The organism is Arthrobacter sp. NPDC089319 (assembly GCF_040684925.1).
In the GTDB taxonomy this organism is placed as follows: domain Bacteria; phylum Actinomycetota; class Actinomycetes; order Actinomycetales; family Micrococcaceae; genus Crystallibacter.
The window spans coordinates 94,319-118,915 of sequence record NZ_JBFBGZ010000010.1 but is presented as its reverse complement, the minus strand read 5'-3'; the positions used below and the strand labels follow the sequence as shown (position 1 = coordinate 118,915).

Below are 24,597 nucleotides of genomic sequence, written 5' to 3'. Positions count from 1 at the left end.
TTGGCGCCGCTGATGGCTACTACCAGCCACTGGGAGCCCTCAGGTTTCAACTGGAACAACTGTCCGTACAAGGGCGGATCGTCACTAGTAGTGACAGCTCAGGCCGCTACCTCGACCTCGTGCCGACGTTGAGCTGACGAGGGTTGGTGTAGGTCGGTGAAACGTTATATATTTTGCCAGATCTACTTCATTCTTGTTGGGGGCAACATTGCATTTCATTATTATTGGCTTCCTCGTCGTGATTCTGTTGGGCGGCATATGGAGGGCATTTCTCAATCCTGGTGCTTTCTTCGCCTCGCTTGGACGGTTCGTTCTTGGAGGCTTGGGCTTACTTTGTCTTGGGATAACCGTTCTCTCGGTTCTGATCGCCCTGAACGCTGGTGGAGAACTGAGCTGGTTCCTCGTTGCGGTTGTAGCTCTTGGACTCGCCCTGCTTTGCCGCTCCGTCTACAAGAAAATTGCTTACTAGCGAGGGATCCGACAGGTCCCGCCTTCTGAGCGTGCATCAGAACGACGCGGTCGTTGCATCCTAGACGGACTTCACCTGAAGGAGCCGGGCCGTCAGCCCAAGCTGCGGGCTCTCTTGCTTTACTCTGTCGATCCTCTCGTGGGTTGTCCGGCCCACACGTCAGGGCTCCAAATTTTGAACAGACAGCATGGGAAATTTAGATGAAGATCTACGTAGCCGGCCGTAGCGCACGGGCAGTCATAGTCGCAATTGTTTTCGCTCTTTCCGTTTCGTCCTGCACACCGGCGCCCAATAAGAACGAGGTGGGTGTCGCGCGCGCCGTTACGCAGGAGGGCACGGACGTCGCGGTTTCATTCCCAGGTCACCCGGAACTTCAAGCAGAGATCGAGCCCAAACGTGTCACGGAGGAGACCTCGTTAGAGGGTATTGAGTCACTGGAAGTCTCTGGAATCGTCGACCTGACACTTTCGGCGGGAACGTTCCCCGCCACCGGGGCGACGATTAGCTTTACCCGCAACACGCCAATTCCTGGCAAGGGGAAGTCCTTCATAGCACACTTTGACGAGGAATCAGGCCTGTGGGATCCAATCGCGACCTCGGTCTCGGCCGACAGACGCACGCTAACCGCGACCATCGAACACTTCTCGAAGTACAGCATTATCGACGCAGTTGGAGATGTCTGGGCTTCCCTGCTCAATTGGGACGGCGAGGCACAATCAAAGCTGTTCAACGGAATAGGGCAGCTTCTTGGCACTCACGCGACGCAGCCTCAGTGCGAAGGGGATGTGCCGGAATGGGCGGCACCGACTTTCATGGACCATCTGAACAATCCCGTCCTGTGGTGTTCGGGTAGTGCCTCCGACAACCCAGACGTACTGGTTATCAAGGCGGCGCTCAACCGAAACTACGCTGGGTTCTTCCGCTCCGCAGTTATCCCGGAATACAGCATCGACAGTGAAGAGATTCAATCAGGTACATGGATCAACTGGCAGGAATTCATCCACGATGAAGCTGCGATCGCCGCTCTCCTGAGATCAAATGATCCTGCCTTCTCCGGGTGGGCGCCCTACCCAGTCAGCCCGTTGGTCACGCGCGAGTTTCACTTCACCAAAGAGAATATTTTGGAGAATTGGAAGGAGATTGACGCCGGCGACGGACAGTTGCTGGCCTTGGACACGAACGTGTGGCTGGCTCTAGCGGGAATCGGATTCGGGCTCATAGAGTACGGTGCCGTTCGCGACATACCCGAAGGAACCGCGACCTCAGTAACGAAAATGTTCACATGGCTCTCTCTGGTCATGCAGCTTAACGACTGTATAGCTACCTCAGTCAATCCCGTGGAAGTCGAGGGTGGCTCCAACTCGTGGACTACCGAGAAAACCGAAATGACTGGCGCGCAGCTCCTCACCGTGGTGAATTGCCTTTCTCTGCCCTTGAACGAGGCCGTGCCCGACAAGTATCTTGAATTCAAGAACAAGCTCATTGATTCTGATGACCTCAAAAGGATTCGGAGTGCCACGGGAAAGTTAATCAATCAAGTTTTTCGGATCGTAGCGGTCGCAGAGATCACTGTTACGGCCATGAACGCCGCAGCTGATTTGACCCCAGGCCAAACAGACCCCAGGCTCTCCATCTTTCCAGGGGCGGGCTACCATAGGGAGTTCATGGACCGGTTGTGGACCCAGTACACCACCGACGACGGCAAGCTTACTTTTGATCACCCAATGGAATGGGCAGTCACCCCAAGGACTGCCCAGTCAAATGATCCAGACGAGACCTCCGGAGTCAACCTTGATGTCCATGACGAGGATGGCAGGCTGGTGGCAGAAATGCGGACCGGAATCATTGAAGGTTTTGGCGGCTCGCCCGATCGACACCGCTATCATGAGTTGGATCGAAGTGAATCGTCCCTACATAATATCGCTGGGAATGGCGAAGAGAACCATGTCAAATTTGAAGCATTGGAACTTCCCGACGGATGGGACGCCATGGTTTCGGTGACAGGGTTCAACCCCGGGGAGGGTGACGATACCCGATCTATGTTGTTTAGTTCGTTTGGCTTCACCGAGCTGAGCGGAGGGTTCTTTGGTCGGTACATTTCTGCTGAGGAACAACTGCCTTCAGTTGATCCATTGCTCAGTGGCCGGAAGCGCTTGGAGGCTTACATGGAGAGCTATGAATACGAAGCACTATCGCGTATGTTGCGTTCTTTGAAGTGGGCACAATAATTTCCGCCCGTGGATATGCGTTTCCGGGCTTATCGCCAGATATAGCGAACACGTCGAACGGCTGTTGTAAGTCTGTACCTTCACATAGACGCGATTTGACGATCTGCTAGAGAGCAAATTGTCCTTGCGCCGCTGGCTGATGTCATTTTCCTCCTGAACTCTCAGGATTCGATTTGCTGTACAAAGCCAATCCGCGCTGCCTCTTGGTCAGCTCTCGAAGGCACCAAGTGGAGGTCAGCGGTGGAAGGCAGCCCTTCGAGCAGAGCCTATGGTCGTCCCATCACCAGCTAAAGCGTAGGGCACCTGCTACTCACCGATGGGACCGTATAGGTTGAAGTCAGTGATCTTCCATATTTGCATGTTCGAATCAAACGTCATCCGAATCGTCCCGCCATCGTCGTCAAAATCTTCAAAGTCATCACCATCTGTCAGGAAGATCTTGTCCTCCGTGATCAGCACCGAACCATCTGGCTGCATGGTCACACCGTCCTTGACAAGACTGACAAAGGCGCCAGGGGCCAGGTTTCCAGCCCAGAATAGGTTCACGGCGTACTCGTTCAGGAGATCGTTGGTCTTCTCCAAACCTAACGTATCTTGATCAATGTAGGCGAAGGAGAAGCGGAGTTGCTCCTCGAGAAGGTCTGTTTCTTCAGCGAGGTCCTCTGCCTCATGCTCGCGCTCGTCGTAGTGGTTGACCATTTCGGACATAAGCGTATTAAGGAATTGTTCCAGGGAAACAACAGCACCTTCGACGCTGTCGTCGAATACCAGCTTGAATGGTGCGTTGGTATCCACGTTGATATCTTTAGCCGTGCGCGGCACCATTCGCTTGGCACCTTCCTTCCAGTCAGCATCGCTGACCGCTGGGGTCGCGGTGGCCGCCTTCGATGTATAGGGACTTGATGAGGGAACGGCGGAAGGATGAGGGCTGGCTGATTGAGCGACTTCATGCGGCGCGGCCCCCGCCGGGGAGCTCCTGCCCACCTCGCCACTACACGAAACCACTAATCCGGCAACTGCGACGAGCGAGGCTGCTTTAGTACCAATCTTGGTCATCATGTTCTTTCATGTCTGGAAGAGGAATAGCTTCTCGGTTACGTTTCTTTTGTGATGATAGGGCTACATCGGCGGTGTCGGGCAGCCGAACGCTTGAGCGTCTCGTCGCTTCAAGCGGGTAACCTTGTACTCCCAAGCACCATCCTGCCGGACGTATGTTTAGCCGCCCTGCTAAACCGCTTATGTCAGTTATGACCGCTGATTCTACTGTTAATTAGCTGCGGTGAAATCGCCCATCCGGGAACAGTTTGTCCGGCGGAGCTGTGTAGGGCAGAGGCTCGCCCGGTCCATAGGTGTCTTCCATAGGTGAAGACTCCGTCGGGTCGCTGTCCCATAGGATGCTGAAATGATCTCCGACTCAATTCCTTGGCGGGATGAGCTACTACGGGTTGCGAACCGTATCGAACAGACGTCATTGCAGAATCGCTGGACTAAAAGGAGCAGCTTCATTGTCGAGCGCGACGTTATGGCCAGTGCCTACGCAATCAGGCGGCTGCTAGGGGCCAATAAAGTCTAAGGGGAACGTATGCCGCCACCGTGCCCGTTCTGAGGCACGCGGCGAGCGGCCTGAGGCCAGACATGTGGAACCGCCGAGGCCGGCCTCTCCAATAGAGAGGCGCTTGAGGCACCCCTGCGGGACAGTTTTGCAGGCGGGGTATACGCGAATCCGGGACACCAGCTTTTGATGGGAGTTTTCTCGGCGGGGAGTCGCGGGAAGGTATCGCGGTAAAGGACCGCCTTGTGAGAAAATTTGCATCTCGTCCAAAGCGCGGGTGTGGAGTCGACGACGCAGGACTGCAGACTTCCCGTATGTCTCCTAGTACAAACCGTCAAGAGGGGGCGGATGGGCCCGTCTAAGGCGGGTGCACCTTGGGTCAACTGGCCGGGTGCTGGTCCCCGATCCGGGGCATCGCTCAGACCCGGACACGCCGCCGACTAATTTCGTTCCGCCACACGACAATCGGCACACGACAATCGTCAGGCACCGTCGGCAGAGACTAGCGAAATCTACTCCCAATGTCCGCGGAGGGTAGCGCCGACGCGGGAACCTGAGTCAAAGAACCTGCTCCTCCGTCTGCCACCATGATGCTTCCTGTGATGTAGGAGGACTCCGGAGCTGCCAATAGCCGCGCCAAAGGCACTAATTCGTCAGGTTCAGCGAATCGACCTATGGGAATAGTGTTGTCCCACGTTGCTTGCTTCGTTGGGTCCATCCCATTGCTGCCGCTGATGTTAGTACGAACAGGTCCGGGAGCAAAGGCGTTGATACGTACGCCAAATCCTGCCAGCTCAAGCGCTGCCTGGCGTACCAGTGCGATCACTGCAGCCTTGGATGCAACATAGGGATAACTTGCCAGCGGTTCGGCGCGCATTCCAGATGTAGAGGCGGTCACGACGATGCTGCCGGTGCCGGCGGACTTCATGATTGAAGTAGACACCTGGAGAGTGTTAAAGAACCCATGCAGATTTACATCGATTACACGATGCCAAACATCCGGATCCAGTGTGTCGATCTGACCGTGTTCCCCGAGCATGTTTCCGCCGGCAAAAATCCCGGCGTTAAGGTAGGCAACGTCGAGTCGTTTTATGGGCCGCATCGCTGCCTCGACTTGAGCACGATCGGTGATGTCCAGTTCACAGCATGTGACGTCTGAGTCGTATTGGCTCAATGCGTTCGAGAGTCGCTCCAGCTCCGGACCGTCTTTGTCTAGCAAAAGCAAATCCTCACCCTCTGCTGCCGCAGCCATTGCGAGGGCACGTCCGATCCCGCTGGCTGCGCCGGTAACGAGGACTAGGCGTCTTGAGGCGGCCATTACTGATTCTCCGTTTCAGAGACTTGGTGGAGGGAAAATCCGGTTACTGGCCCTTGGTCAATAAACTGAGTCAGATGCTTGCCGAGCCATTCCGGAATCTCGACAGGAAGGAGATGGCCGGCGTCGTGATGGAGTCGTGTCTCTGCGCCCAGAAGCTGGGCAAGCCTTTGACTATTCTCGGAATCGACCGCCCGGTCATTCGTGCTCGCCACCACAAGTGAAGGCACTTTCACTGAACGTGCGTCATCTTCGATGTCGAGACCAGACAAAGCACGGGCAGCCGATGCATACCCCTGGGGATCCATAGACGCGAGTTCGTGCTGCAATTCGGCGACACGGTCCGGATTGGAAAGGCGGAAGGTATCGCTGAACCATTTGGTGGGTGTCACCTTGGCAACGTCCGCTAACCCGATTTCTTCCACATGACGTGCCCGCTCCGTCCAGAACTCGGGGTTCGGTTGCCGTAACGGCGCATTGATAGCAGTCACGGATGCGACACTTTCCGGAGCGGCGGCAGCAATCGATATCGCCAACGCCCCGCCCCAAGAAACTCCGCAGATGTGTACGTCGCTGGTCTCCGCCAGAGAAATCGCAAGCTGAGTGTACGATTCAACAGCGCGTTTGTGACTGACTTGGCCGGTGCAAGTCGCGGCTGGTCCATGACCCGGAAGCTCGGTATCAACTATCTGAAGCCCTAGCGGAAGTGCAGCTCTGAGATCCCTCCACATGCTAGCTGAGGTGCCGAAGGAATTGAGCAAGAGCAAGGTTTGGGTACGCGGTTGGTTCAATGTTTACGAATTCCTAATCTTGAAACAGGGTGCTTTTTGGGGCCGGTGGATGCGTTCCGCCGGCCCCAACCGTCTGGCCTAACGCTGGCTCTCGACGAAGGCCATCAATCCTTGGACATCGATAGGCTCTTGCACGACACCGGCATCGAGCATCATTCCAGCAAAATTCTGAATCGGCTCGGTGGGAAAGTCAGAGGCAAACTTGGGCAGAATCAACTTGTCAACGAGAGCCTGTTCGATATCGGTGATCTCGGTAACCGCTGCTCGCACCCGATCGGGGTTTTCCTGCGCGAAGTTGAGTGACTTATCAACAGCCGCTTTGAACTGTGCTGCAATGTCGCCGTTCTCGGCGACAAATGATTCGGTGCTGAAGTATGCTCCAGCAATAAAGTCAGGATCGGCGTCGACGAATTGAGAAGCAATCCTCTTGTTTCCTTCTTCCGACACAATGGTCGTAAACGGTTCGCTCGTTGCAACCGCATCCACTTGCTTGCGGGCGAGTGCGGCGGGCATCTCGGAAAATGCTATCTCAATAAATTCGACCTTCTCAGGGTCACCTCCGGCCTTCTCGATCGAGATCTCGGTGAGAATCTGGTGCAAGTTCTCCACTTGATTCACGGCAACGGTCTTGCCTTCTAAGTCCTTAGCAGATTCCATGTCACTATCGCCGGCTACAAAAATTCCCCCGTGGTCTTCCTCGACGTTTCCGGTGGAGCGTACTGATTCGGAAACTGCCACCAAAGGCAACCCCTTGCCTCGGGCCTGGAGCAATGATGGAGTACTGGTGAACCCGAAATTGTACTGCCCCGAGGATACGCCGGGGACCAGGGCCTGCCCTGCTGCATAGTCGACTGTAAGATCCAGTCCCGCATCTTCGAAGTATCCTTCTTCAATGCCGATTTGAATCGCAGCTAGGTCGATTACGGGCACTGCGATAAGTGACACCGGAGTCAAGCCCTCATCGGTCTTGTCCGCGCTCGCCCCAGTGGAGCACCCCGATGCTACCAAGGCGACAGCCACTGTCATCATCGCACCGAGTGTGATTCGAGAATTCCTTTTCACTTCAAGGTCACTTTCTTGTCAGTAATGCAAATTAAGCAAATTAATGCCTACGAATAGCTTGATCTTTTCAACGATTCTGCACGTACGGAAGGTCGCCTCCCGCATAGTGGAAGTCGTCAGCGATACAGGTCTGAATTGCTGGATTCGGCCGCCGTTTCGAGCACTGTGACGGTTCCCGTTCCTCCATCCACTCGGACGAGGTCTCCAGTTCGGATGCGTTCGGCCGGAGAGTAGCCGAAGGAGGCAACCGTAGGTACCCGCGTGACGACAGCGCCGAGTGCGGACTTTGTGGAAACGACATTGAATACCAGACCTGCCGGAGCGGTACCGTTCAGACGGGTGGCCTGGAAGAACCCCGACCAGCCGGAGGATCCCTTTGCCGAGGGAAAGACGAGTACCTTCCCGGTAAACACTGCCCCTCGTAGCTCGTGGTGCGTGTCGATGATCTTCCCACTTTCCGGGTCGATTCCGCCCCACCCCGAGATGGGTTCGTTTGTCACCAGGGCCTCTGCCTCAACGACGCCCGGCACAAGTCCCCTGCCCACGAGTACGACGGTCATACTGATGCGCCTGCCTTCCATTTGCCGGTGATCGCAGCGTTGATGCAGTCTTCGGTGGTGCCTAGCCAGCCCTCAATTCCGAGCATCCCCGGGAGATAGTTCGCCTGTTTGACTGAGTCCGTGGCGAAAACTTTGGTTCCCTCGGGCGCGACGCGGGACATCGCCGGGCAGGAATCGGTCAATATGCTGGCACCGGCTCCCCTGATTTGCTGAGTCAGTCCACGTTCATCAGCTATCCGGCGGAGGTCTCTCGGGACCATGATCCAAACCCGGGCATCCGCATGAACGCGTTTACCGGCTAAAAGGCTTCCAACGACCTCTAACTGCTCAATGGACGCATGTGGGCAGCCGAGGAGTATGAAGTCCACGTCCCGCTGCTGCCCTTGGTTGTTCAGGAGCTGGTAGATCCTGTTGCGTTCAGCTTTGGTGTAGGTGAAATCCGGGGATCGAGGAGCCTGTTGCCCAAAGGCTGCCTCGAATGTCGGTGCCTCTGGTGTCAAGCCCGGTATGTGGAATATCTCAACACCACCGCCCGTCGCGGCAGCAGCTCCGAAGTGTTTGAGATCAGCATCAGAGGGCTTGTGGACCCGACCTGTTATGACAGGGCGCTGTTCCCCGACCATCTCCCCGACGAAGTACCCTAGCAGTCCCCATTCCAGGAAGGAATCGACCTCGGTTTCCACGCTGATCCACCGGTTTCCCAACCGATTCTCGTCCAAGTGGTTACCCCAGTACGGGATTCTTCCGGTCAGTGCTGCCGCACCGGCGGATGCAGTCCCTTCGCAGTTTGTCCGCGCACCTAGGACCGAGTTGCAGTAGACAACAGCTGAAGATTCCATCCAGGCGCAATGTTCTCCAAACGCGGGTCGGTTTCCGACTTGGTATGGAGTACATGTTGCGAGGACTCTGATTCCCCTTTCAGTGAAGTAGGACTCAGCCCCTTCCTGCAACTCGATGGTCTCCTCCCGGTATTTGCTGAGCCCCAAAGCGTCACGGGCCATGCCGTGCTGGACCTGACAGGTGGGGACCTTCATCCGTGGAATTTCAATAACGCGGTCGCAGTCAAGATTGGTTACGGCGAAGGACTTCGCCCAGCCGCCTTCCTCGACCAGCCGGGTGCGCACTGGAGACGGCTGGGTCATGGTTCCTGCAACATTCCGGGTCTGAACGAGCCGGTCTGCACCCAGCGCGACCCCGTACCTGATCAGCAAGTCCATAGCCGCAGCAACGGCTTCCCCTTCTCTACCATCCCGCATGGCCTTTTCTATTTCAGTCAGCTTCATGCCGGCCTGCTTCCGACATTGTCCTGAACGCGGGCTGCCAGTTCCCTCAGGTTGATCGAGTTAATGCTGTTGCCAAGCGTCAGATCAAGAGCATGGGCGGCTCCTGCCCCCATGGCGGCACAAGGACCAAGCACGCGGATGGACGAAAGCGCTGCCGGATCCCCGTCCACACATCGACCAGCGGCGATCAGGTTTTCGGCGCCGCGCGGGATCATGCAACCCAGGGGAACATAGTGCACATGCCCAGGTTCAAAGACCTCCCACCGATGGGAGTCAGCACGATCATGCAGCTCTATCGGCCACGCCGTCCGAGCGACCGCATCAGCGAAGCGTACTCCTTTGACCACTTCCTGGGACGTCAACGAGTGCTGTGCTTCAATCCAGCGTGTCTGTCGCCGGCCCGGCAACCCGTAGGTCGCGATTCGGGCACCCGAGAATGCCTCAGGAAACGTATCGCGCAGGAATTGGGCCACGCGATCGGCTTCGTCTTTACCCTCTAGATAGCTGGTTCCGACCGCCGCCACGTTTAATGGTGACGGAACATGGGTCATGTTGATGACGGCATGATCAGTGTCGGGGAAGTAGAACGGAATTCCTTCCCTGCGCCTCAACCCGTATCTGTCCCCATGGGCACGAAGGGCAGCAGAAACGTCTTCCCTTGAAGGTGCTCCGGATGCCGCAATTCCTGTCATGCGGAACTGCTGTGAGCCGTAGATCTCTCGATCCGGTAGGTGACATCCGAATCCAGCAAGCCATGTCAAAGTGGCGTCGCCGGTAGCGTCGACGAACCCGGCAGCTGAGACCTGCAGATCACCGTAGCGCGACGCAAAATCTACTGACTGGAGCCGTCCATCCACGACATCGACGTCGTGTGCAACAGCGTTTAGCGCCAGCCGGACACCAGAAGATTGGATCTTTCGTTCCAACCACCGCCCAACTACCACTTCGTCATACTGGACTGACAACGTGTCCCCGTATCTAAAGGACAGGGCATCTGTACCCTCGAGATCGGAGAACATCTCGGCGAAGATGGTTTGGGTCAGCAGCGGGTAATCCGGGCCGGATCCGAATACGCCGCAAAAGAGGCCGATTAGAGAGTGGACGGCTTGGCCTCCAAGGATCGGGAGTGCGTCAGCCAGCACCACATCCCGACCTTGTTCGGCCAGAGTCAAAGCCGCTGCGATTCCGGCCATGCCTGCGCCCACAACGCATACCTCTGCCGTAATTTTTTCGGGTGTCTGCCGCGGCCGTTTTCGAACAGCCGGCAGTGTTCGAACAGAAACGTAAGTCATGCAGACGCTCCTGGCGTTGCAGCTTGGGCTGGTGCCCGAAGGGCGGCGGTTGAGGGGAGGTAACGCTGGTCATAAGTGGAAGCAAAAAGGTGTAGCCAGTCCAATCGCGGCGCTGCATCATCCGGAACCGACGCGATTCTGTTTGCTGCTCTGCCTCGCATTTCGTCCCTAGTAACAGACACTTTCAGGTCGCCACTTTCGAGATCTATGGTGATCGTGTCTCCGTCTTGGACGAGTCCCAGCGGAGTCGCGCCGACTCCTTCCGGCGACACCTCGCCGACGATGATGCCCTTGTTGACCAGGCCGGAGAATTGACCGTCCGTCACCAATGCGACCTTGTCAGTTAGACCTGCTCCGTCCAGAGCAAACACCACGTTGGAGGCCATGCCCATTCCAGGGGTGCCGACTGGGCCGAGGCCGCGCACAACTAGAACGGAGCCGGCTTCCAGGGCACTCTTGTTAATCGCTTCGATGGCATCGTTGGCCCCCGTGAAAACGGTCGCGGGTCCTTGGAAGAATCGCTTCCGTACTTCGGTGACAGAGAGTTTGCTTATTGCGTAATGGGGTGCGAGATTTCCTTTCAGGACCTGTATTGTTGCGTGGCCGGCTTTCGGACTATCTAAAGTGGAAATGATGGTGCGGGAGGATGCGTCCTCGTATGGCTGTAAGAGAGATTCCCATGAGGCGCCCGTGACTGTTTTGGTGCTTCGGTCAAATAGGGTGCCTAGGCCGGCCAGCACCGCGAGGGTGCCACCTTCAGATACAAATTCTTCGATACTGGCGGGGCCGTTTGGCCGAATGGCCGCTATGGGCTTGATTTCTCTGGAAGCGCGTAAGAACTCGTCTGCAACGTCCAGCGCGAGCCCGCTCTCTTTCGCGATGGCGGACAGGTGCTTGACTGAGTTGATGGAACCGCTGACAGCAATGATGGCCCTGATTGCATTCCGGATCGCTTCCGGTGTCAGGATGTCTCGGGGTCGACGATCGGCTAAGACGGCGTCAACGATGGCGCGGCCGGATCCGAGAACGGCCTTCCACATATCTTCGCTATTGGCAGCGACGGGTGCGTAGCCCGGCAGCGTCATGCCGAGGGCTTCTGCCATGAGGTGCATGGAGTTTGCAGTCCCCATGCCGGTGCAGACGCCAGGACTCGTGATCGCGCGATTGCTTAGGTCGCACATCTCCTCAAAGGTTACGCCGCCGCGGGCCAAGTGCCCCGCCTTAATGAAGACTTCTTCCATGTCCACAGCGGTGCCGTCTTTACCCAACCCACAGGACTGAAATCCACATGAAATCACGAGGGTTGGAATGTTGGTTCTGGCCGCAGCCATGAGTTGGCCAGGTGTGGTCTTGTCACAGGAGGCCAGACACACCATTCCGTCGAGCGAGGCACCCTCGACGACGCTTTCGATGTCAAAGGAAACGAGATCACGTGAGGAGAGGACATAACCTCCCTCATGGCCCGCGCTCATGATGAAATCTGTCGGAGCAACAGTTCGTATCTCGAACCCAATGCCACCTGCTTCTCCAATGGACTTGACGACGGCATCGGCAATCGGATCCAGATGTGAGAAACACGGGGAAAGTTTGGAGGACGAATTTACGACTGCGATTTTGGGCTTCGATAGATCCTCGTCGCGGAGCCCCAACTGGCGCCACTGAGTTCGTCTAGTAAACCAGCGGGGACTGGTGCGGGGAAGGTTGCTGCGGAGTGCGCTCTGAGCGTCAGGCATGGTTTGGTCGGTCACAACATCGAAATCTTCCACGGTCCAACGCGGGTAACAACTACCCTTTCCGAAGAGCGGAATTGGCAGCTGAGTACCGTCGATACGCTGTATCGATATCAGGTGGGCTCTGATAACAACCGTTGAATGCTCCGAGCAGTAGTGCGCACGAGGAGCGCGTAGGGCTTATGTTCCTTGCCCCACGGGACGATGATGGAGATTGCACCAATGGGTCTTCCACCACCAAGACAGATCGGGGCACCGAGAGCCACTGCATTAGGTTCTGCCTGGCGGTCGCTGAGGGAGTAGCCTTCGGCCCGGATTCCAGCAAGCTCTCTTCGTAGGGCAAATTCATTGGGTCGCGAGTAAACCTTCTTCTCTGTTAACGCCCCTTCGCTGGTTCCCCCCTCAATGTGCTTCAAGTACCCTTTCACGAACGCTTCGGGCATGTGGGCCAAGAGCGCCATTCCTACCGCAGTGATATGCATTGGGTATTTTGCTCCGAGCCTGGGACGTTCATCCGTCGATGGTTCGCTACGCAGACTCTCGATGAACAGAACCTCGTAGCCCTCAGCTACGCCCAGGTGGATGGGCAAACCTGTTGCCGAGTACATGTCTTGCATGAAAGGTAGTGCGATACGTTGCAGCCCCGATGCCTTGGGAGCGCAAAGCGCAATCTTCCAGAGTTCGGTCCCAATGCTTAAACGGTCTGTCTCATCTCGTTCGAGCAAGCCGAGGGATAGAAGTTCGGTGACAATCCGATGTGCAGTAGTTAGGGGTAACCCTGTAGTGCGACTGACCGCGCTCAGGGACTGAAACTGGTTTGATTGATCGAAACTGCCCAGAATTCGAGAGGCTCGTTCCAAGACGGAGCGACGATCTACCAAGGGCTCGGCGGCGGCTTCTCCGATTGCGGCAGTATGCTTCATTTTCTCGGCTACAAGCTTTCTGGATCTTCGGGAGCGCAGATTCCGCGAGCAAAATATGATCAAAATCACGCTAACATGGCGTGTTGGGAATCGCGGTGTGTGTGAAGAGATTCTCCCTAGTCGGTCAGGGGAGGGAATTGCCACGAACGGAACGTCGAGTGGTCGGATCCTGTTCTGCGATTGTAGAAAGACCCGCTGCACTTGCAAACGTAGTGCCCAGCGACACTTAGATGTAGGGATCGTGGCGGTGGCCAGTCGTTGCCTTCGGTGCGGAAATCCACGAATAGGGTGGAGCCGTCGGTTGCCTCGCGCCGGCGGGCTGAGAGCCACCCGGCCATCGACCGTCCTCCGATATGGGCGTCCGCTGGCGCGGCCGGCTGTTGGGTCCAGTGCCTCCGTCGCAGGGCTCCGGCGGCCCTGGCCCTGTCTACGTCTGCGACGTTTTTTGGTTGCTGTCCTGCGGATTTTAGGCGTCCGCTCCGGCCCGTCGAGCCTGTCAAGTTGTTTGTGTAGGTGAGGTGGAGTCTCATCGGTTCAGGTAGGGTCCGACTCTGTCGGGGTAGTTCAAAACGAGGATGCCGAGGGCCTCGCTCCATCCTTGCGTGGTGATTCCTTCGATGAGTTTGTTTACGGTCTTGGACCGGCTCTCCCGTGCCCCGACCTTCGAGTTTTGCCCGTTCGCTGGCGCGTTTGTCTTCAATGTTGCAGATTGCCAGCCAGAGCAGCTTCACGGCGGCCGATTCGTTGGGGAAGTGCCCGCGGTTCTTGATGACCTTGCGCAGCTGGTAGTTCAGCGACTCGATCGCGTTGGTCGTGTAGATGATGCGCCGCACCGGTGGCGGGAAGGCCAAGAACGGGATGAATTTCTCCCAACCGTTCCGCCAGGTCCGCACCGTTGCGGGATACTTCCGTCCCAGATCGGAGGCCTCGAAGGTATCGAGGGCGTCCTGCGCGGCGTCGGCCGTCGGGGCAGTGAAAACGGGCCGCAGGGCGGAGGCGACCTTCTTGCGGTCCTGGTAGCCGATGAACCGCATCGAGGCGCGGATCAGGTGAACGACGCAGGTCTGGACGGTCGCGGCCGGCCAAGTCGCGGCGATGGCCTCGGGGAAGCCTGTGAGCCCGTCGCAGCAGACAATCAAGACGTCTTTGACCCCGCGGTTGGCGAGCTCGGCGCAGACGCCGGCCCAGAACTTCGCGCTCTCGGTGGCTTCGACCCACATGCCCAGGACGTGCTTGATACCCTCCATGTCCACGCCCACGGCGATGTGCGCGGGCCGGTTCTCGACCTGGTGTCCGTCGCGGACCTTGATGATGATCGCGTCCAGATAGAGGATCGGATACAGCGGCTCCAGCGGTCGATTCTGCCATTCAAGGACCTCATCAAGGACCTCGTCGGTGATCTTCGAAATCGTCTCGTGCGAGAGTTCGGTGCCGAGCGTGAACTCCAGATGGTGGGCGATGTCCGGACCGTCATCCCGCCGGCGTACAGGCTGATGATCATCTCAGCCAGGCCACCGGTGCGGCGGGCACCCTTGGGCACCAGATGCGGGCTGAATGATCCGTCACGGTCCCGCGGCACGGCCAGATCCACGTCCCTTGCGGATGTTCCGAGTGTTTTCGGATACGACCCGTTGCGGGAATTGGGCAGGAAACGACCGATCGGATCGCCCTTGTCATAGCCCAGATGCCCGGACAGCTCGGCCTGCAGCCCGCGTTCGAGGGAGGCCTTGACCAGCTGCTGGATAAAGCCATCCTTGCCGTCGAGTTCCAGCTGCCCGGCATCGATCTGAGCCATCAGCTCATCGAACGCGCCTGAAGCCTTCAACGCATCCATGCTGCCGGCAGCCGCAGCCTTACGGGCAAGCTCCTCGGGCAACTCTTCACGGGGCTTAGTCATAGCCACAATGATTCTCCCAATCAGTCGGCGACTACAGCTCTCCTACACAAACAATCTGACACCCCCGGCCCGTCTAGCCCCGGTCGTTCCTCCAGGGGCCTGCGGTGCAGGAAATGTCCCTCCGGCGCTCCTTCGTCGCTGATTTCCTCCCCCTTGCCCTGCGGGTGGACGGGCCTGCGTCGGCCGCCGAGCAAGCGAGCTTGCCAGCAACAAAAAACAATTGTGAGTCTTTACGTGGCTGGTCTGGGACTAGCTGGCAGTGTTGGTGCCGGTCGTTCTGCTTGGCGCGTGACTCGAAAAAACAATTGCCCCTCAAAGGTGCGTTTCCCCCGATTTGTCCACGCTGGGTGGAGCAACCGGCACTGACCTGTCCCATTTCGTTGGCTTGATTAGAAGCTTGCCCAACCTTTGAGGTTGTGGCTCATCACAGTTTTGCCGCGGAGTGACCCTTCCCAGGTCCGGCGCCGGTCGTGTTGCGACCTGACTTGTCCCTTAGAAGAAAGGAGGGTGGCCGCGTTGACCCTCGTTGCGCAGACCCGCCCGTTCATTATCAGCGTGGACTGTCACGCACGCACCCACACTTACGCCATCATCGAGGCCAGCACTAGGCGACAGATCGCGTGCGAGCAGTTCCCCACCACCTCGGCAGGGATTTCCCGCGCACTTGCTTGGGTAGCCCGAAGGACAGACGGCGATATGGGCTGTTTATGGGCTGTTGAGGGTATCGGTTCCTACGGGGCGCGCTTAGCCAGGGTAGTGACGGATGCTGGCTACGACGTCGCCGAAGCACCACGAATGAACGCCCGAGGCCGTCGAGGGCTGGGAAAATCCGACCCAGTGGACGCTGCAGCCATCGGAAGCGCTGTCTTGGGCTTGGAGGAGTCCGAGCTCCGGGCTCCGCGGCTGGATCAAGGAACCCGTGCGGGACTCAGGGTTTTAAGTGCAGCGCGGGATCAGCTGGCACGGGAACGAACAATGAACGTCAACGCACTCGTCGCTCTCCTCCGAAGCCATGATCTTGGAATCGACGCTCGTAAACCTCTGGTTCCAGCGCAGATCGCCACAATCACCAGGTGGCGGGAACGACAGGAGCAATTAGAACTGTCGATTGCGCGCGAGGAGGCTGTAAGGTTGGCGCGCCGAGTCTCAGAAGTGACCACTCAGTTGGCGGCGAACCAGAAGCGCATGACAGAACTGATCCAGCAAAGTCCGGCAGCGCCGCTGTTGGAGATGATGGGCGCCGGGGCTGTCACAGTCGCAACTGTCCTGACAGCTTGGTCGCATCCAGGAAGGCTTCGCAGCGAAGCTGCCTTCGCTTCACTGGCAGGGGTGAATCCCTTGGCGGCATCAAGCGGTAACACTGTCCGGCACAGGCTCAACAGGGGCGGTGACAGGCGCCTCAACCGTGCCTTGCACACCATCACCATGACCCGCATGACCCACGACCCCGGAACACGGGAGTACGTCGCCAAACGCACCCAAGAAGGCCGTAGTTACCGCGAAATCCGAAGATCTCTCAAGCGCTACCTCGCCCGAGCCCTTTACCGCCAACTCAACACCCTTTACGCGGTAGCCGATCCGACGCGACCCACCGCGCAGGGGCAGGCCCAAGGACCGATGTTTGTCGGGGAGTCAACGTAAGCTCACCGACAAAGATACGATCTGTCGGCCTCGGAGGTTTGGATGAGTGCGAGTCAATACCGCGGACAGTTGGACCGGAAGCGTAAACAGCGTATGGAGGCGGAGAAGAAAGCTGGGGAGTACCGGAATAAGGAAACAGTGAAACGTTCTGCCCCTGCCAAATCTCGGTCCGCTGCGGATAAAGCAACAAGTCCGAGTGGCGCATCCAGCAAGCGACGAGAATCTGAGCGCTATGAGAATGAGGCCGCCACCGCGGGCAAGGAAGCGAACCGCTGGCAGGACAAGGCGACTGCCTATGCCCGGGAGGAATCTAGTCTGCAGGGCAGATTAGCAAATGCGGAGCGCTCTCAAGCCGACGCGGCGGAGCGCAAGCGTAAGCGCGAGCAGCAGCAGAAAGACCGCCGTATGGCGGCTGACTCTGCTGCCCTAAGCCGCCGAATTATCCAGCCTGAAGCCATGGCTAGCAGCGCGGTAAGGAGTCTGCCTTCTCCGAAGCCGGAGCGGTTGAGGATTCTCATTCTCGGAGCAGCCTCCGAAGGTGACCTCCGTGTCGGGCGAGAACAGAAACGCATCCGTGCGGCTGTGGAAAGCGCCCTTCACCGGGATCTCGTCGAATTGGACGTGCGTCCTGCAGCTACGACTTCAGACCTACTTGATGGGATTACCAAGTTCCGGCCTCACGTAGTCCATTCTCTGGGCACAGCAATGATGACCTGATCATGTTCGAACGGGATGAGGATGACAAGCACCAGGGTGTCATCGTCAGTGCAAGAGCTTTTGCGTCGGCAGTCAGGGCGACGGATACACCGCCGCTCCTGGTCCTGCTCAACTCCTGCAACTCCGCGGCCCAAATAGACCAGCTCGTAGACGATGTCGCTCCATTCGCGATCGGGATGGCCGATGAGATCAACGATGGGGACGCCATCACTTACGCCGCACAATTCTATGCAGCCGCTGCCAACGGGCAGTCCATTCAGTCGTCTCATTTCTCGGCCCAAGCTGCTCTTGAACTAGGCGGGCTTGAGGGTGCAGAGTTGCCAACTCTGGCCTGGGCCGCCGATGTCGACCCCTCGATCACAGTATTGGTCCAGCCTGCTGAGGCTAGCTAACGACCCTCGCCAGAGCAACTCGTATCGCTTGGGATACAAGACGTCTCATCCCGGCGAACGCCATCAGCCTTGGCTGGTCCTCCTCCTCCTGTGAACCTCAGCAGCAAATGGCGGCATTTTTGCAGTGCCAAATGGCACTCGGGAGCCGCTCTCCCGCGGCTAGGCCCAGATCCGCATCGTGACTTCGAGGGGCTCGGTGGGTCGTTGGATGAGCCGCGCGAGGTCGCCGGAGGTGTGGGCGAGTGCGCCTTCGCGGGTATTGGCGTTGAGGATGACCAGGAAGCCTGCGGTGCCGGCATCAAGGCCGAAGGCCAGAAGCTGCTCGCGTTCCTCTTCTGCAGTGAGTGCTTTGTAGGAGACCGGGGTTCCGAGGACTTTCCCGGCCACGGTGGTGAATTCGTCGTAGTTCCAGGCGGCGTCGCCGGAGAGTTCGTAGGCTTTGCCTTCGTGGCCGGGAGTCGTGAGTACGACGGCGGCGGCTTCGGCGTAGTCCTTGCGGGAGGCGGTGGCCAGGCGGCCTTCCCCGACGCTGTTGGCGATGGCACCGTTGTTGCGGGCAGCGGCGAAGTCCTGGACATGGTTCTCGGTGTACCAGCCGTTGCGCAGGAATGTTGCCGGAATACCGGGGGCGGTGAGGAGTTCTTCGGTGGCTTTGTGGTCTGCGGCGAGTTCGAGGATGGTGGTCGGTGCCTGCAAAGCCGAGGTGTAGACCAGGTGCCGCACACCGGCCTGGCGGGCCGCTTCGATGGCGTCGGCATGCTGTTGAACGCGTTGGCCGGGGTCGCTGACGGAGATCAGCAGGACCTTGTCTACACCGGACAGTGTCGCGGCGGTGCCGTCAACGTCCTCAAGGTTGACCGCTGCTGTGGCAAGCCCTCGTTCGGCGAGCTGGTCGAGGCGTTCGGTGTTGCGGCCTAGGGCGAGGATGTCGGCGGCGGGAATTTCCCGTTCGAGGAGTTGGTCGATGATGTGGCCGCCGAGTTTCCGGTGGCGCCGAAGATTGCGATGGTCATGGGTGTTGGTTCCTTTGTGATGGGGGTTAGTTGCTGATGGCGGGGGCGCGGTGGATGTAGGAGGGATCCTCGACTTGGGCTGCGGTGAACGCGGCGATGTCGGCGCGGGTGATGGGGAAGCCGATCTTGTCCTTGCCGTAGAAACCCGTACGTATCTTCCCGGTCCTCTCGCCGTCCGTAGGGGCCGAGAAGCGGACGATGGTCCAGTCCACTCCCGAGTTCTTGATGAGGTCGGTCATGCTGAGGAGTTCGTTGTAGGCGCGCTTGAGGAACGTCCGTCCCATGAAGCCGATGAGCCGGGTCTGGAAGGTGGGCTTTTCCTGCGGGTCCAGGATGCTGGGGGTTCCGTGGCCGATATAGCGGGTGACGTGGTGGCGTTTCATGGCATCGAGGATGTGCCTGGTTCCTTCGACCAGGGGCAGGCCGGTGGCCTTCCGGTCCATGCTTGGGCCTAAAGCGCTGATGACAACATCTGCGCCCTTGACTGCGTCGTCGATGGCTGCGGCGTCAGACATTTCCCCGATGACGACTCGGACTGTGTCGCCCCACGTGGCGGGGATTTTGTTGGCGTTGCGGGCGTAAGCGGTGACCGTGTGACCGTGGCTGAGAAGTTCGTTGACGGTGAGTGAGCCGATGGCGCCGGTCGCGCCGAAGACAGTGACGTTCATTGGTGTTGTTCCTCTCCTGTCGCCGACCCGGACGTTCTCGAACCGGGGCAGGCAGGGTTGTCTTGAATGGTGTGCGGACTGTGGTGGCTGGTTACGGATGGGGTCGTGCTCAGGCGGTGATGAGGCGCAGCACCAGAACCGTGATGGAGAGGGCGAGAGGGATCAGCGGCATGGCCAGGTTCTTGGTGTCGCGGACGCGCAGGTGGCCGGCGATGGCCCCAATGAAGTAGGCGGTGAGTCCGGCCGCAGCTGCGATGCCGAGCGGGGCGAGCCACAGGCCGGCGATGATGCCAGCTGCCCCGGCGATTTCGAGCGCAGCCAGGACAGGGAAGTAGCTGACGGGCACGCCGACGGTGCCGCCGATGACGGCCACGACCTGGTCGTTCTTGCGGAGCTTCATCATGGCGGAGTTTCCCGCGAGGAGGGCGAGGAGGGCAGTGGCGATGACGAGGGCTATGAACACGGGTTCTCCTGGAGGGGCAGTGACGTTGTGGGGATGACGGGTGGTTGCGGCGGCCCTACTGGCCGAGTTCCTTGCGGACTTGCGGGAGCACTTCGGTGCCGAGCAGTTCGATGCTCTTGAGGAACGTGGTGTGGGGCATGCCGCCGACGTCCATTTGCAGGATTTGCCGGTCGTGGCCGAGCAGTCCGTGGAGGTGGAGGATGCGGTCGGTCACCTCGTCCGGGCTGCCGGCGAAGACCATGCCACCGGGCTCCATGGCTGCCTCGCGGCCGGACGGCGCCATTCCCGGGCGTCCGATCTCGGCGGACCCGGTGGCGAACATGCGCAGCTCGTGCTCAAGGTAGGTGGCCTTCGCCGCCCCGTTAGCGGTGCCGACGAATCCGTGCACGGCGACCGCGATGCCGGCGTCCTCGGCGGGATGGCCGACCTCGGCCCAGGCGTCACGGTAAGCGTGGCCGTACTGTGCCCAATGCTCAGGGGTCCCGCCGAGGATACCGAAGAACATTGGAAGCCCGAGCTCGACGGCGCGGCCCACCGAACTGGGGCTGCCCCCGGTTCCGAGCCAGATCCGCAACGGATGCTCCGGACGGGGCACGATCAGCGCTTCCTCGAGGGCCCGTTTGCGGTGTGGCCCGTTCCATGTGACGCGGTCGTGGTGGTTGGCCGCCATCAGCAACTCAAGCTTGGAGGCGAACAGCATGTCGTAGTCGGCCTTGTCGTAGTCGAAGAGCGGGAACGTGATCGGGGAAGAGCCCCGGCCGGCGACGGTCTCGATCCGCCCGGGCGCGATCGCGGCCGCGGTGGCGAGCTGCTCGAAGACCCGCAAGGGCTCGTCGGTGGAGAGCACCGTTACCGTCGTGCCGAGTTTGATTCGATGTGTCGCGGCCGCCGCGGCATTGACCATCGAGGTAGGGGAAGACAACGGCATCGAGGCGGTGTGGTGCTCGCCGAACCCGAAGAAGTCGAGGCCGACCTCATCGGCCAGCCGGGCGGCTTCGAGCGCATCACGGATCGCCTGCGCAGTGTTGCCGGTGCCACCGTCGGTGGTTTGCGGTGTATTCCCGAAGGTGTAGACACCGAGTTCGAAGGTCATCAGAAGTTCTCCTTGGTCGCGGGGAGCGCAGCGGTTGGATAGAGGTTGTGCTGCGGAGGTGGCCTTTGCCGGCCCCGCAGCACACCGGTTTGGTGGTGGATTAGGCGACAGTGATCACGAGCTTGCCGAGTGTGCCGGCGGCGAAGTCCTCAAATGCCTTTTCGGCATCCTCAAGGCTGTACGTGCGCTGGACGGTCACAGCAGTGTTCTTTTCCGCTTGGTTCTGGGCCACACGTTCCAGAGTGGCCGGTGCCGGGTGGGCGTAGACCGAGACGACCTGGATGCCCTCCGCCGGGACGTCCTCGGGGCTCATGATGAGGGTCGAAACGAGCCGTCCGCCCTGCTTCACGGCAGGCACCAGGGCGGCCGGGGCGCCCGCGAAGTTCAGCGCCGCGTCGACGCCGTCGGGGTGGCCGGCGAGGACCTGTTCGGTAACGTCAGCCTTGTAATCGACAGTGGCTGCCGCGCCGAGGCGGGTCACAAGTTCCTTCTCCTCAGTGGAGCTGGCGGTGGCGATCACGTGGGCCCCGGCCCGGACCGCGAGCTGAAGGGCCCGCTGACCGACCCCTCCGGTCGCGCCTGCCACCAGGACGGTGGATCCCGAACTGATGTTTGCACCGTCGAACGCGTCCACGGCCGCGGTACCTGCCAGCCCAAGACCGGCGCCCCCGGTAAAGTCCACCGTGTCTGGGAGCTTGGCGATGCCAACCGCCACCGGGACGGTGACGTATTCGCCGAAGGATCCGTCGCCCATGAAGGGCTTGGTCACGACGCCGAAGACCCGGTCCCTGACGTGGCAATCCGCCACTCCGGCCCCGACAGCGTCAACCGTGCCGGCGAAGTCCTTGCCCAACACCACGGGGAAACGGTGCTCCATCATCCCCTCGAGTCGGCCGCTGGCCACGGAGAGGTCAAAACCGTTGACCGAGGCGGCGTGGACGCGGACGCGGACCTCGCCCTCGGCAGGCTCAGGCAAGGGGGCCTCGACGATGGTGGGGTTTCTCCGAAACCGGTCAGTGCAAATGCGCGCATGTCTGTTCTCTTCTTTTCGTAGTGGATTAGTGGAACAACTGCTCCACTTGCTTCGAAAACTCTAACACCTAAAGTGGAGCGCCTATTCCACAAGCGTGTAGGCTGATCACATGGCGAAAGAAAACGACGAGAGCACCGCACCTGCATCCAGCGGCCGGAACCTCCGGGCAGACGCGGAACGCAATCGGGAGCGCGTCCTGGAAACAGCGCGCGAGGTGTTCGCCGAACTCGGGCTCGACGTGTCAACCAACGAGATCGCCCGCCGCGCCGGCGTCGGAGTTGCCACCCTGTTCCGGCGGTTTCCCACCCGCGACGACCTCGTGGCCGCGACATTCGCCGACAAGATGCATGCCTATTCCGATGCCATTGATGAAGCCCTCGCCGACCCAGACCCATGGAACGGCTTCTGTACTTACATGGAGCGGGTTTGCCGGATGCAGGCCGATGACCGAGGCTTCGCCGACGTGCTCACCATGACCTTTCCAACCGCCAAAGCCTTCGAGGAGGAACGCAACCGCTCCGCCAACGCCCTCGGGGAGCTGCTCGACCGTGCAAAAGCCGTTGGCAAACTCCGGCAGGACTTCGCCCACCAGGACGTCCCCCTGATCCTGATGGCCAACGCGGGTGTGGTCACGGCCACCCGCGACGCCGCACCGGATGCCTGGCGCCGGATTCTGGGATACCTGCTCCAGTCATTCGCGGCTGAAGCAGCCCAGCCGCTCCCGGACCCGCCCAGCAAGGGCCAGGTGTACCGGGCACTCATGCGCCTCTCGCAAACGCCGTAGTTGGCTGGGGCTCGGTAGTTCATAGTTGATATGTCCCGAATACATCGGGATAAGAGGGGTCTCGAACCTCCATGTGTTGAAACCCTTGGGATACGAGACGTCTCACGCCACTTTCCTAGCGACCCAGGGGTTCCCCGCGAGAGGGCAATTTTCAGGGTCCTGCGATTCTCGTAACTATGTCTCGAAACCCGTTCGTGGAATCGGCATACTGGCCTTTAGTTATGCGACACATGGAGGCAGGCCATGGTGAAACTTATCGGCTACGCGCGAGTTTCGACACGGCAGCAGTCAACCGACCGGCAACAGGCAGATCTACTGGCCGCCGGCGTTCGAGGTGATGACCTCTACGTCGACCATGGCGTCTCCGGAGCACGCGCTTCACGACCCCAGTTTGATCGAGCAATCGAGGCACTGATCGAAGGGGACACCCTTGTCATCATGACTTTGGACCGGCTCGGCAGATCCACCCAGAACATGCTTGCTCTCGCCGATGAACTCCGTAGCAGGCGTGCCGGGCTGCGCGTACTGAACCTGGGCGGAGGAGACGTCGACACAGCAACTCCGATGGGGGTCAATGCTGTTCACGGTCATGGCTGCCCTTGCCCAGATGGAAACCGAGATCAGGCGCGAACGCCTTACGGATTCCATCAACAAGCGCAGAGAAGCTGGCGCGGACCTCGGCGGCCGGCCCCGCCGGGTTACCGATAGCCAGATCCGAAGCGCCGTCCAACTGGTCAAAGCCGGTGAGCCGGCGGCGCAGGTTGCCCGCGACTTAGGGAAGTCCCGTGCAACCTTTGTACGGGATTTTTCCCGACACGGGAGCGGTCCTTAAGTGTCGCGGTGGGGGACCGGCGAATGGGACCTATCGATTCCTCCATTTGTGGCCAAGTGGGGGATCGTCTAGCCGCAACACGCGCGGAAGTCCCATGGCGACAGGCCTCGGCCGGCCGCTCCACAGGTGAAGCCCTGTCACAAACAGGTTCGGGTGCAAGAGCGCGCACCAAGCGCCACCATTGGCTTCATCCGCGGCGTAGAAGTCGTAGTCACCTTTCTCTGCCAGCAGGAAACGTTGCTGCCTATCGCTTCCGGTGTGTGAGTGTGCGCCTGCAGTTATAGCTCGGCATCTGAAGGCGCGGACAGCGCAGAAACGTTGGGCAGGCTGTCGGCACAGCCTGCCCAACTGTGTCCACTTTCGACACGAGCGCGGAAGCCCAAGAATACCTGCGGCTGCGCTCTTCAGCTTGCTCGCCGGCCCGCGTCAGTTAAGGCGGGCATTTAGCTGGTTTGGCCGCAACCAGATTTCATAGCCTTCATCTTTGAGGATCATCAGGCGCTGATGGCAACCATCTTGAGCGAGCCAAGCCACCTTCGAATCGCCGGTGACTGCTTCTATTAACCCTTCACGCAGGGGATTTCCCCGGTGCCTGACTTCAACATCAGCACCAACTAGTCGCGACCAGTCGTCATAAATGTACGAGTACAGTGCCCCGTTCCTTCCACTCAGCCCCTTGCCCTCTTGGTTCTGCTGCACTTTCGCATCGCTGGGCGTGATGTTCAGGTGGTTCTTACTCAACATGCTGAACCAGGCGCCAGATGGTGTACTCACTGGCATGCAGCATCCTTCGCCGCCTGTTGCCTGACTCCTTAATCCAGAGTGCGTCGAGGCCGGGTGCAGTTTGTTCTATTAGCCC

21 protein-coding genes and 2 pseudogenes are annotated in these 24,597 nt (G+C 59.3%); 7 read left to right on the top strand and 16 right to left on the bottom strand.

The window, feature by feature from the left end:
• Positions 1–193: 193 nt before the first annotated feature.
• Together AB0N75_RS15230 and AB0N75_RS15225 are read left to right on the top strand one after the other, a co-directional pair.
• Positions 194–469 carry a hypothetical protein gene (locus AB0N75_RS15230; protein WP_364651615.1) on the top strand — a complete coding sequence of 92 codons (276 nt, stop codon included), beginning with the start codon at positions 194–196 and terminating at the stop codon, positions 467–469.
• A gap of 200 nt (positions 470–669) precedes the next feature.
• Positions 670–2,697: a hypothetical protein gene (locus tag AB0N75_RS15225; RefSeq protein ID WP_364651612.1), complete on the top strand. Its 2,028-nt coding sequence runs from the start codon at positions 670–672 to the stop codon at positions 2,695–2,697.
• A gap of 306 nt (positions 2,698–3,003) precedes the next feature.
• Here the strand turns inward: AB0N75_RS15225 and AB0N75_RS15220 are convergent, their stop codons facing one another.
• From AB0N75_RS15220 to AB0N75_RS15175, 10 genes and pseudogenes are all read right to left on the bottom strand, one after another.
• Complete coding sequence (locus tag AB0N75_RS15220) at positions 3,004–3,756, bottom strand: hypothetical protein (protein WP_364651609.1); 753 nt, start codon at positions 3,754–3,756, stop codon at positions 3,004–3,006.
• A 995-nt stretch (positions 3,757–4,751) separates the two neighbouring features.
• The gene (locus AB0N75_RS15215) at positions 4,752–5,567 is read right to left on the bottom strand and encodes an SDR family NAD(P)-dependent oxidoreductase (protein WP_364651606.1); all 816 of its coding nucleotides are present in this window, start codon (positions 5,565–5,567) and stop codon (positions 4,752–4,754) included.
• Positions 5,567–6,325 (bottom strand): alpha/beta fold hydrolase, encoded by a 759-nt coding sequence (locus tag AB0N75_RS15210; protein WP_364651648.1) that lies wholly within the window; start codon positions 6,323–6,325, stop codon positions 5,567–5,569. The genes AB0N75_RS15215 and AB0N75_RS15210 overlap by 1 nt, the downstream gene beginning before the upstream one ends.
• Before the next feature lie 108 nt (positions 6,326–6,433).
• Positions 6,434–7,384 carry an ABC transporter substrate-binding protein gene (locus AB0N75_RS15205; RefSeq protein ID WP_364651603.1) on the bottom strand — a complete coding sequence of 317 codons (951 nt, stop codon included), beginning with the start codon at positions 7,382–7,384 and terminating at the stop codon, positions 6,434–6,436.
• A gap of 149 nt (positions 7,385–7,533) precedes the next feature.
• Positions 7,534–7,977 carry a DUF126 domain-containing protein gene (locus AB0N75_RS15200; protein WP_364651600.1) on the bottom strand — a complete coding sequence of 148 codons (444 nt, stop codon included), beginning with the start codon at positions 7,975–7,977 and terminating at the stop codon, positions 7,534–7,536.
• Positions 7,974–9,260: an aconitase X catalytic domain-containing protein gene (locus AB0N75_RS15195; protein ID WP_364651597.1), complete on the bottom strand. Its 1,287-nt coding sequence runs from the start codon at positions 9,258–9,260 to the stop codon at positions 7,974–7,976. The genes AB0N75_RS15200 and AB0N75_RS15195 overlap by 4 nt, the downstream gene beginning before the upstream one ends.
• Positions 9,257–10,552 carry an FAD-dependent oxidoreductase gene (locus AB0N75_RS15190; protein ID WP_364651595.1) on the bottom strand — a complete coding sequence of 432 codons (1,296 nt, stop codon included), beginning with the start codon at positions 10,550–10,552 and terminating at the stop codon, positions 9,257–9,259. Before AB0N75_RS15190 ends, AB0N75_RS15195 begins: the two co-directional genes overlap by 4 nt.
• Positions 10,549–12,318 carry a dihydroxy-acid dehydratase gene (locus AB0N75_RS15185; RefSeq protein WP_364651592.1) on the bottom strand — a complete coding sequence of 590 codons (1,770 nt, stop codon included), beginning with the start codon at positions 12,316–12,318 and terminating at the stop codon, positions 10,549–10,551. The genes AB0N75_RS15190 and AB0N75_RS15185 overlap by 4 nt, the downstream gene beginning before the upstream one ends.
• Positions 12,319–12,395: 77 nt before the next feature.
• Entirely contained in the window at positions 12,396–13,274 is an 879-nt protein-coding gene (locus AB0N75_RS15180; protein ID WP_364651589.1) for an IclR family transcriptional regulator, read from the bottom strand.
• Positions 13,275–13,731: 457 nt separating this feature from the next.
• Positions 13,732–15,039: pseudogene (locus AB0N75_RS15175) on the bottom strand (IS256 family transposase).
• Positions 15,040–15,618: 579 nt separating this feature from the next.
• On the opposite strand from AB0N75_RS15175, the gene AB0N75_RS15170 reads away from it, so the two are divergent.
• The 3 genes from AB0N75_RS15170 to AB0N75_RS15160 all read left to right on the top strand — a co-directional run bounded on the left by AB0N75_RS15170 (position 15,619) and on the right by AB0N75_RS15160 (position 17,852).
• Positions 15,619–16,743 carry an IS110 family transposase gene (locus AB0N75_RS15170; protein WP_364651586.1) on the top strand — a complete coding sequence of 375 codons (1,125 nt, stop codon included), beginning with the start codon at positions 15,619–15,621 and terminating at the stop codon, positions 16,741–16,743.
• A gap of 93 nt (positions 16,744–16,836) precedes the next feature.
• A complete protein-coding gene (locus AB0N75_RS15165) occupies positions 16,837–17,460 on the top strand; it encodes a hypothetical protein (RefSeq protein WP_364651584.1) in 624 nt (207 codons plus the stop codon).
• Between the two features lie 2 nt (positions 17,461–17,462).
• Positions 17,463–17,852 carry a hypothetical protein gene (locus AB0N75_RS15160; RefSeq protein ID WP_364651581.1) on the top strand — a complete coding sequence of 130 codons (390 nt, stop codon included), beginning with the start codon at positions 17,463–17,465 and terminating at the stop codon, positions 17,850–17,852.
• 159 nt (positions 17,853–18,011) lie between these two features.
• On the opposite strand, the gene AB0N75_RS15155 is transcribed toward AB0N75_RS15160, so the two are convergent.
• The 5 genes from AB0N75_RS15155 to AB0N75_RS15135 all read right to left on the bottom strand — a co-directional run bounded on the left by AB0N75_RS15155 (position 18,012) and on the right by AB0N75_RS15135 (position 22,065).
• Positions 18,012–18,779: an NAD(P)H-binding protein gene (locus AB0N75_RS15155; protein ID WP_364651646.1), complete on the bottom strand. Its 768-nt coding sequence runs from the start codon at positions 18,777–18,779 to the stop codon at positions 18,012–18,014.
• A gap of 112 nt (positions 18,780–18,891) precedes the next feature.
• Positions 18,892–19,533 carry an SDR family oxidoreductase gene (locus AB0N75_RS15150; protein WP_364651578.1) on the bottom strand — a complete coding sequence of 214 codons (642 nt, stop codon included), beginning with the start codon at positions 19,531–19,533 and terminating at the stop codon, positions 18,892–18,894.
• 109 nt (positions 19,534–19,642) lie between these two features.
• The gene (locus AB0N75_RS15145) at positions 19,643–19,996 is read right to left on the bottom strand and encodes a DoxX family protein (RefSeq protein ID WP_364651575.1); all 354 of its coding nucleotides are present in this window, start codon (positions 19,994–19,996) and stop codon (positions 19,643–19,645) included.
• Positions 19,997–20,051: 55 nt separating this feature from the next.
• A complete protein-coding gene (locus AB0N75_RS15140; RefSeq protein ID WP_364651572.1) occupies positions 20,052–21,089 on the bottom strand; it encodes an LLM class flavin-dependent oxidoreductase in 1,038 nt (345 codons plus the stop codon).
• Positions 21,090–21,189: 100 nt separating this feature from the next.
• A complete protein-coding gene (locus AB0N75_RS15135) occupies positions 21,190–22,065 on the bottom strand; it encodes an NADP-dependent oxidoreductase (RefSeq protein ID WP_364651569.1) in 876 nt (291 codons plus the stop codon).
• Positions 22,066–22,231: 166 nt separating this feature from the next.
• Here AB0N75_RS15135 and AB0N75_RS15130 point away from each other — a divergent pair, with 166 nt between their 5' ends.
• Positions 22,232–22,906, top strand: coding sequence for a helix-turn-helix domain-containing protein (locus tag AB0N75_RS15130; RefSeq protein WP_364651566.1), 675 nt, complete (start codon positions 22,232–22,234; stop codon positions 22,904–22,906).
• A 243-nt stretch (positions 22,907–23,149) separates the two neighbouring features.
• Positions 23,150–23,738 (top strand): annotated as a pseudogene (locus AB0N75_RS15125) (recombinase family protein).
• A gap of 426 nt (positions 23,739–24,164) precedes the next feature.
• Here AB0N75_RS15125 and AB0N75_RS15120 read toward each other — a convergent pair.
• The gene (locus tag AB0N75_RS15120; RefSeq protein ID WP_364651563.1) at positions 24,165–24,512 is read right to left on the bottom strand and encodes a hypothetical protein; all 348 of its coding nucleotides are present in this window, start codon (positions 24,510–24,512) and stop codon (positions 24,165–24,167) included.
• Positions 24,513–24,597: the final 85 nt, after the last annotated feature.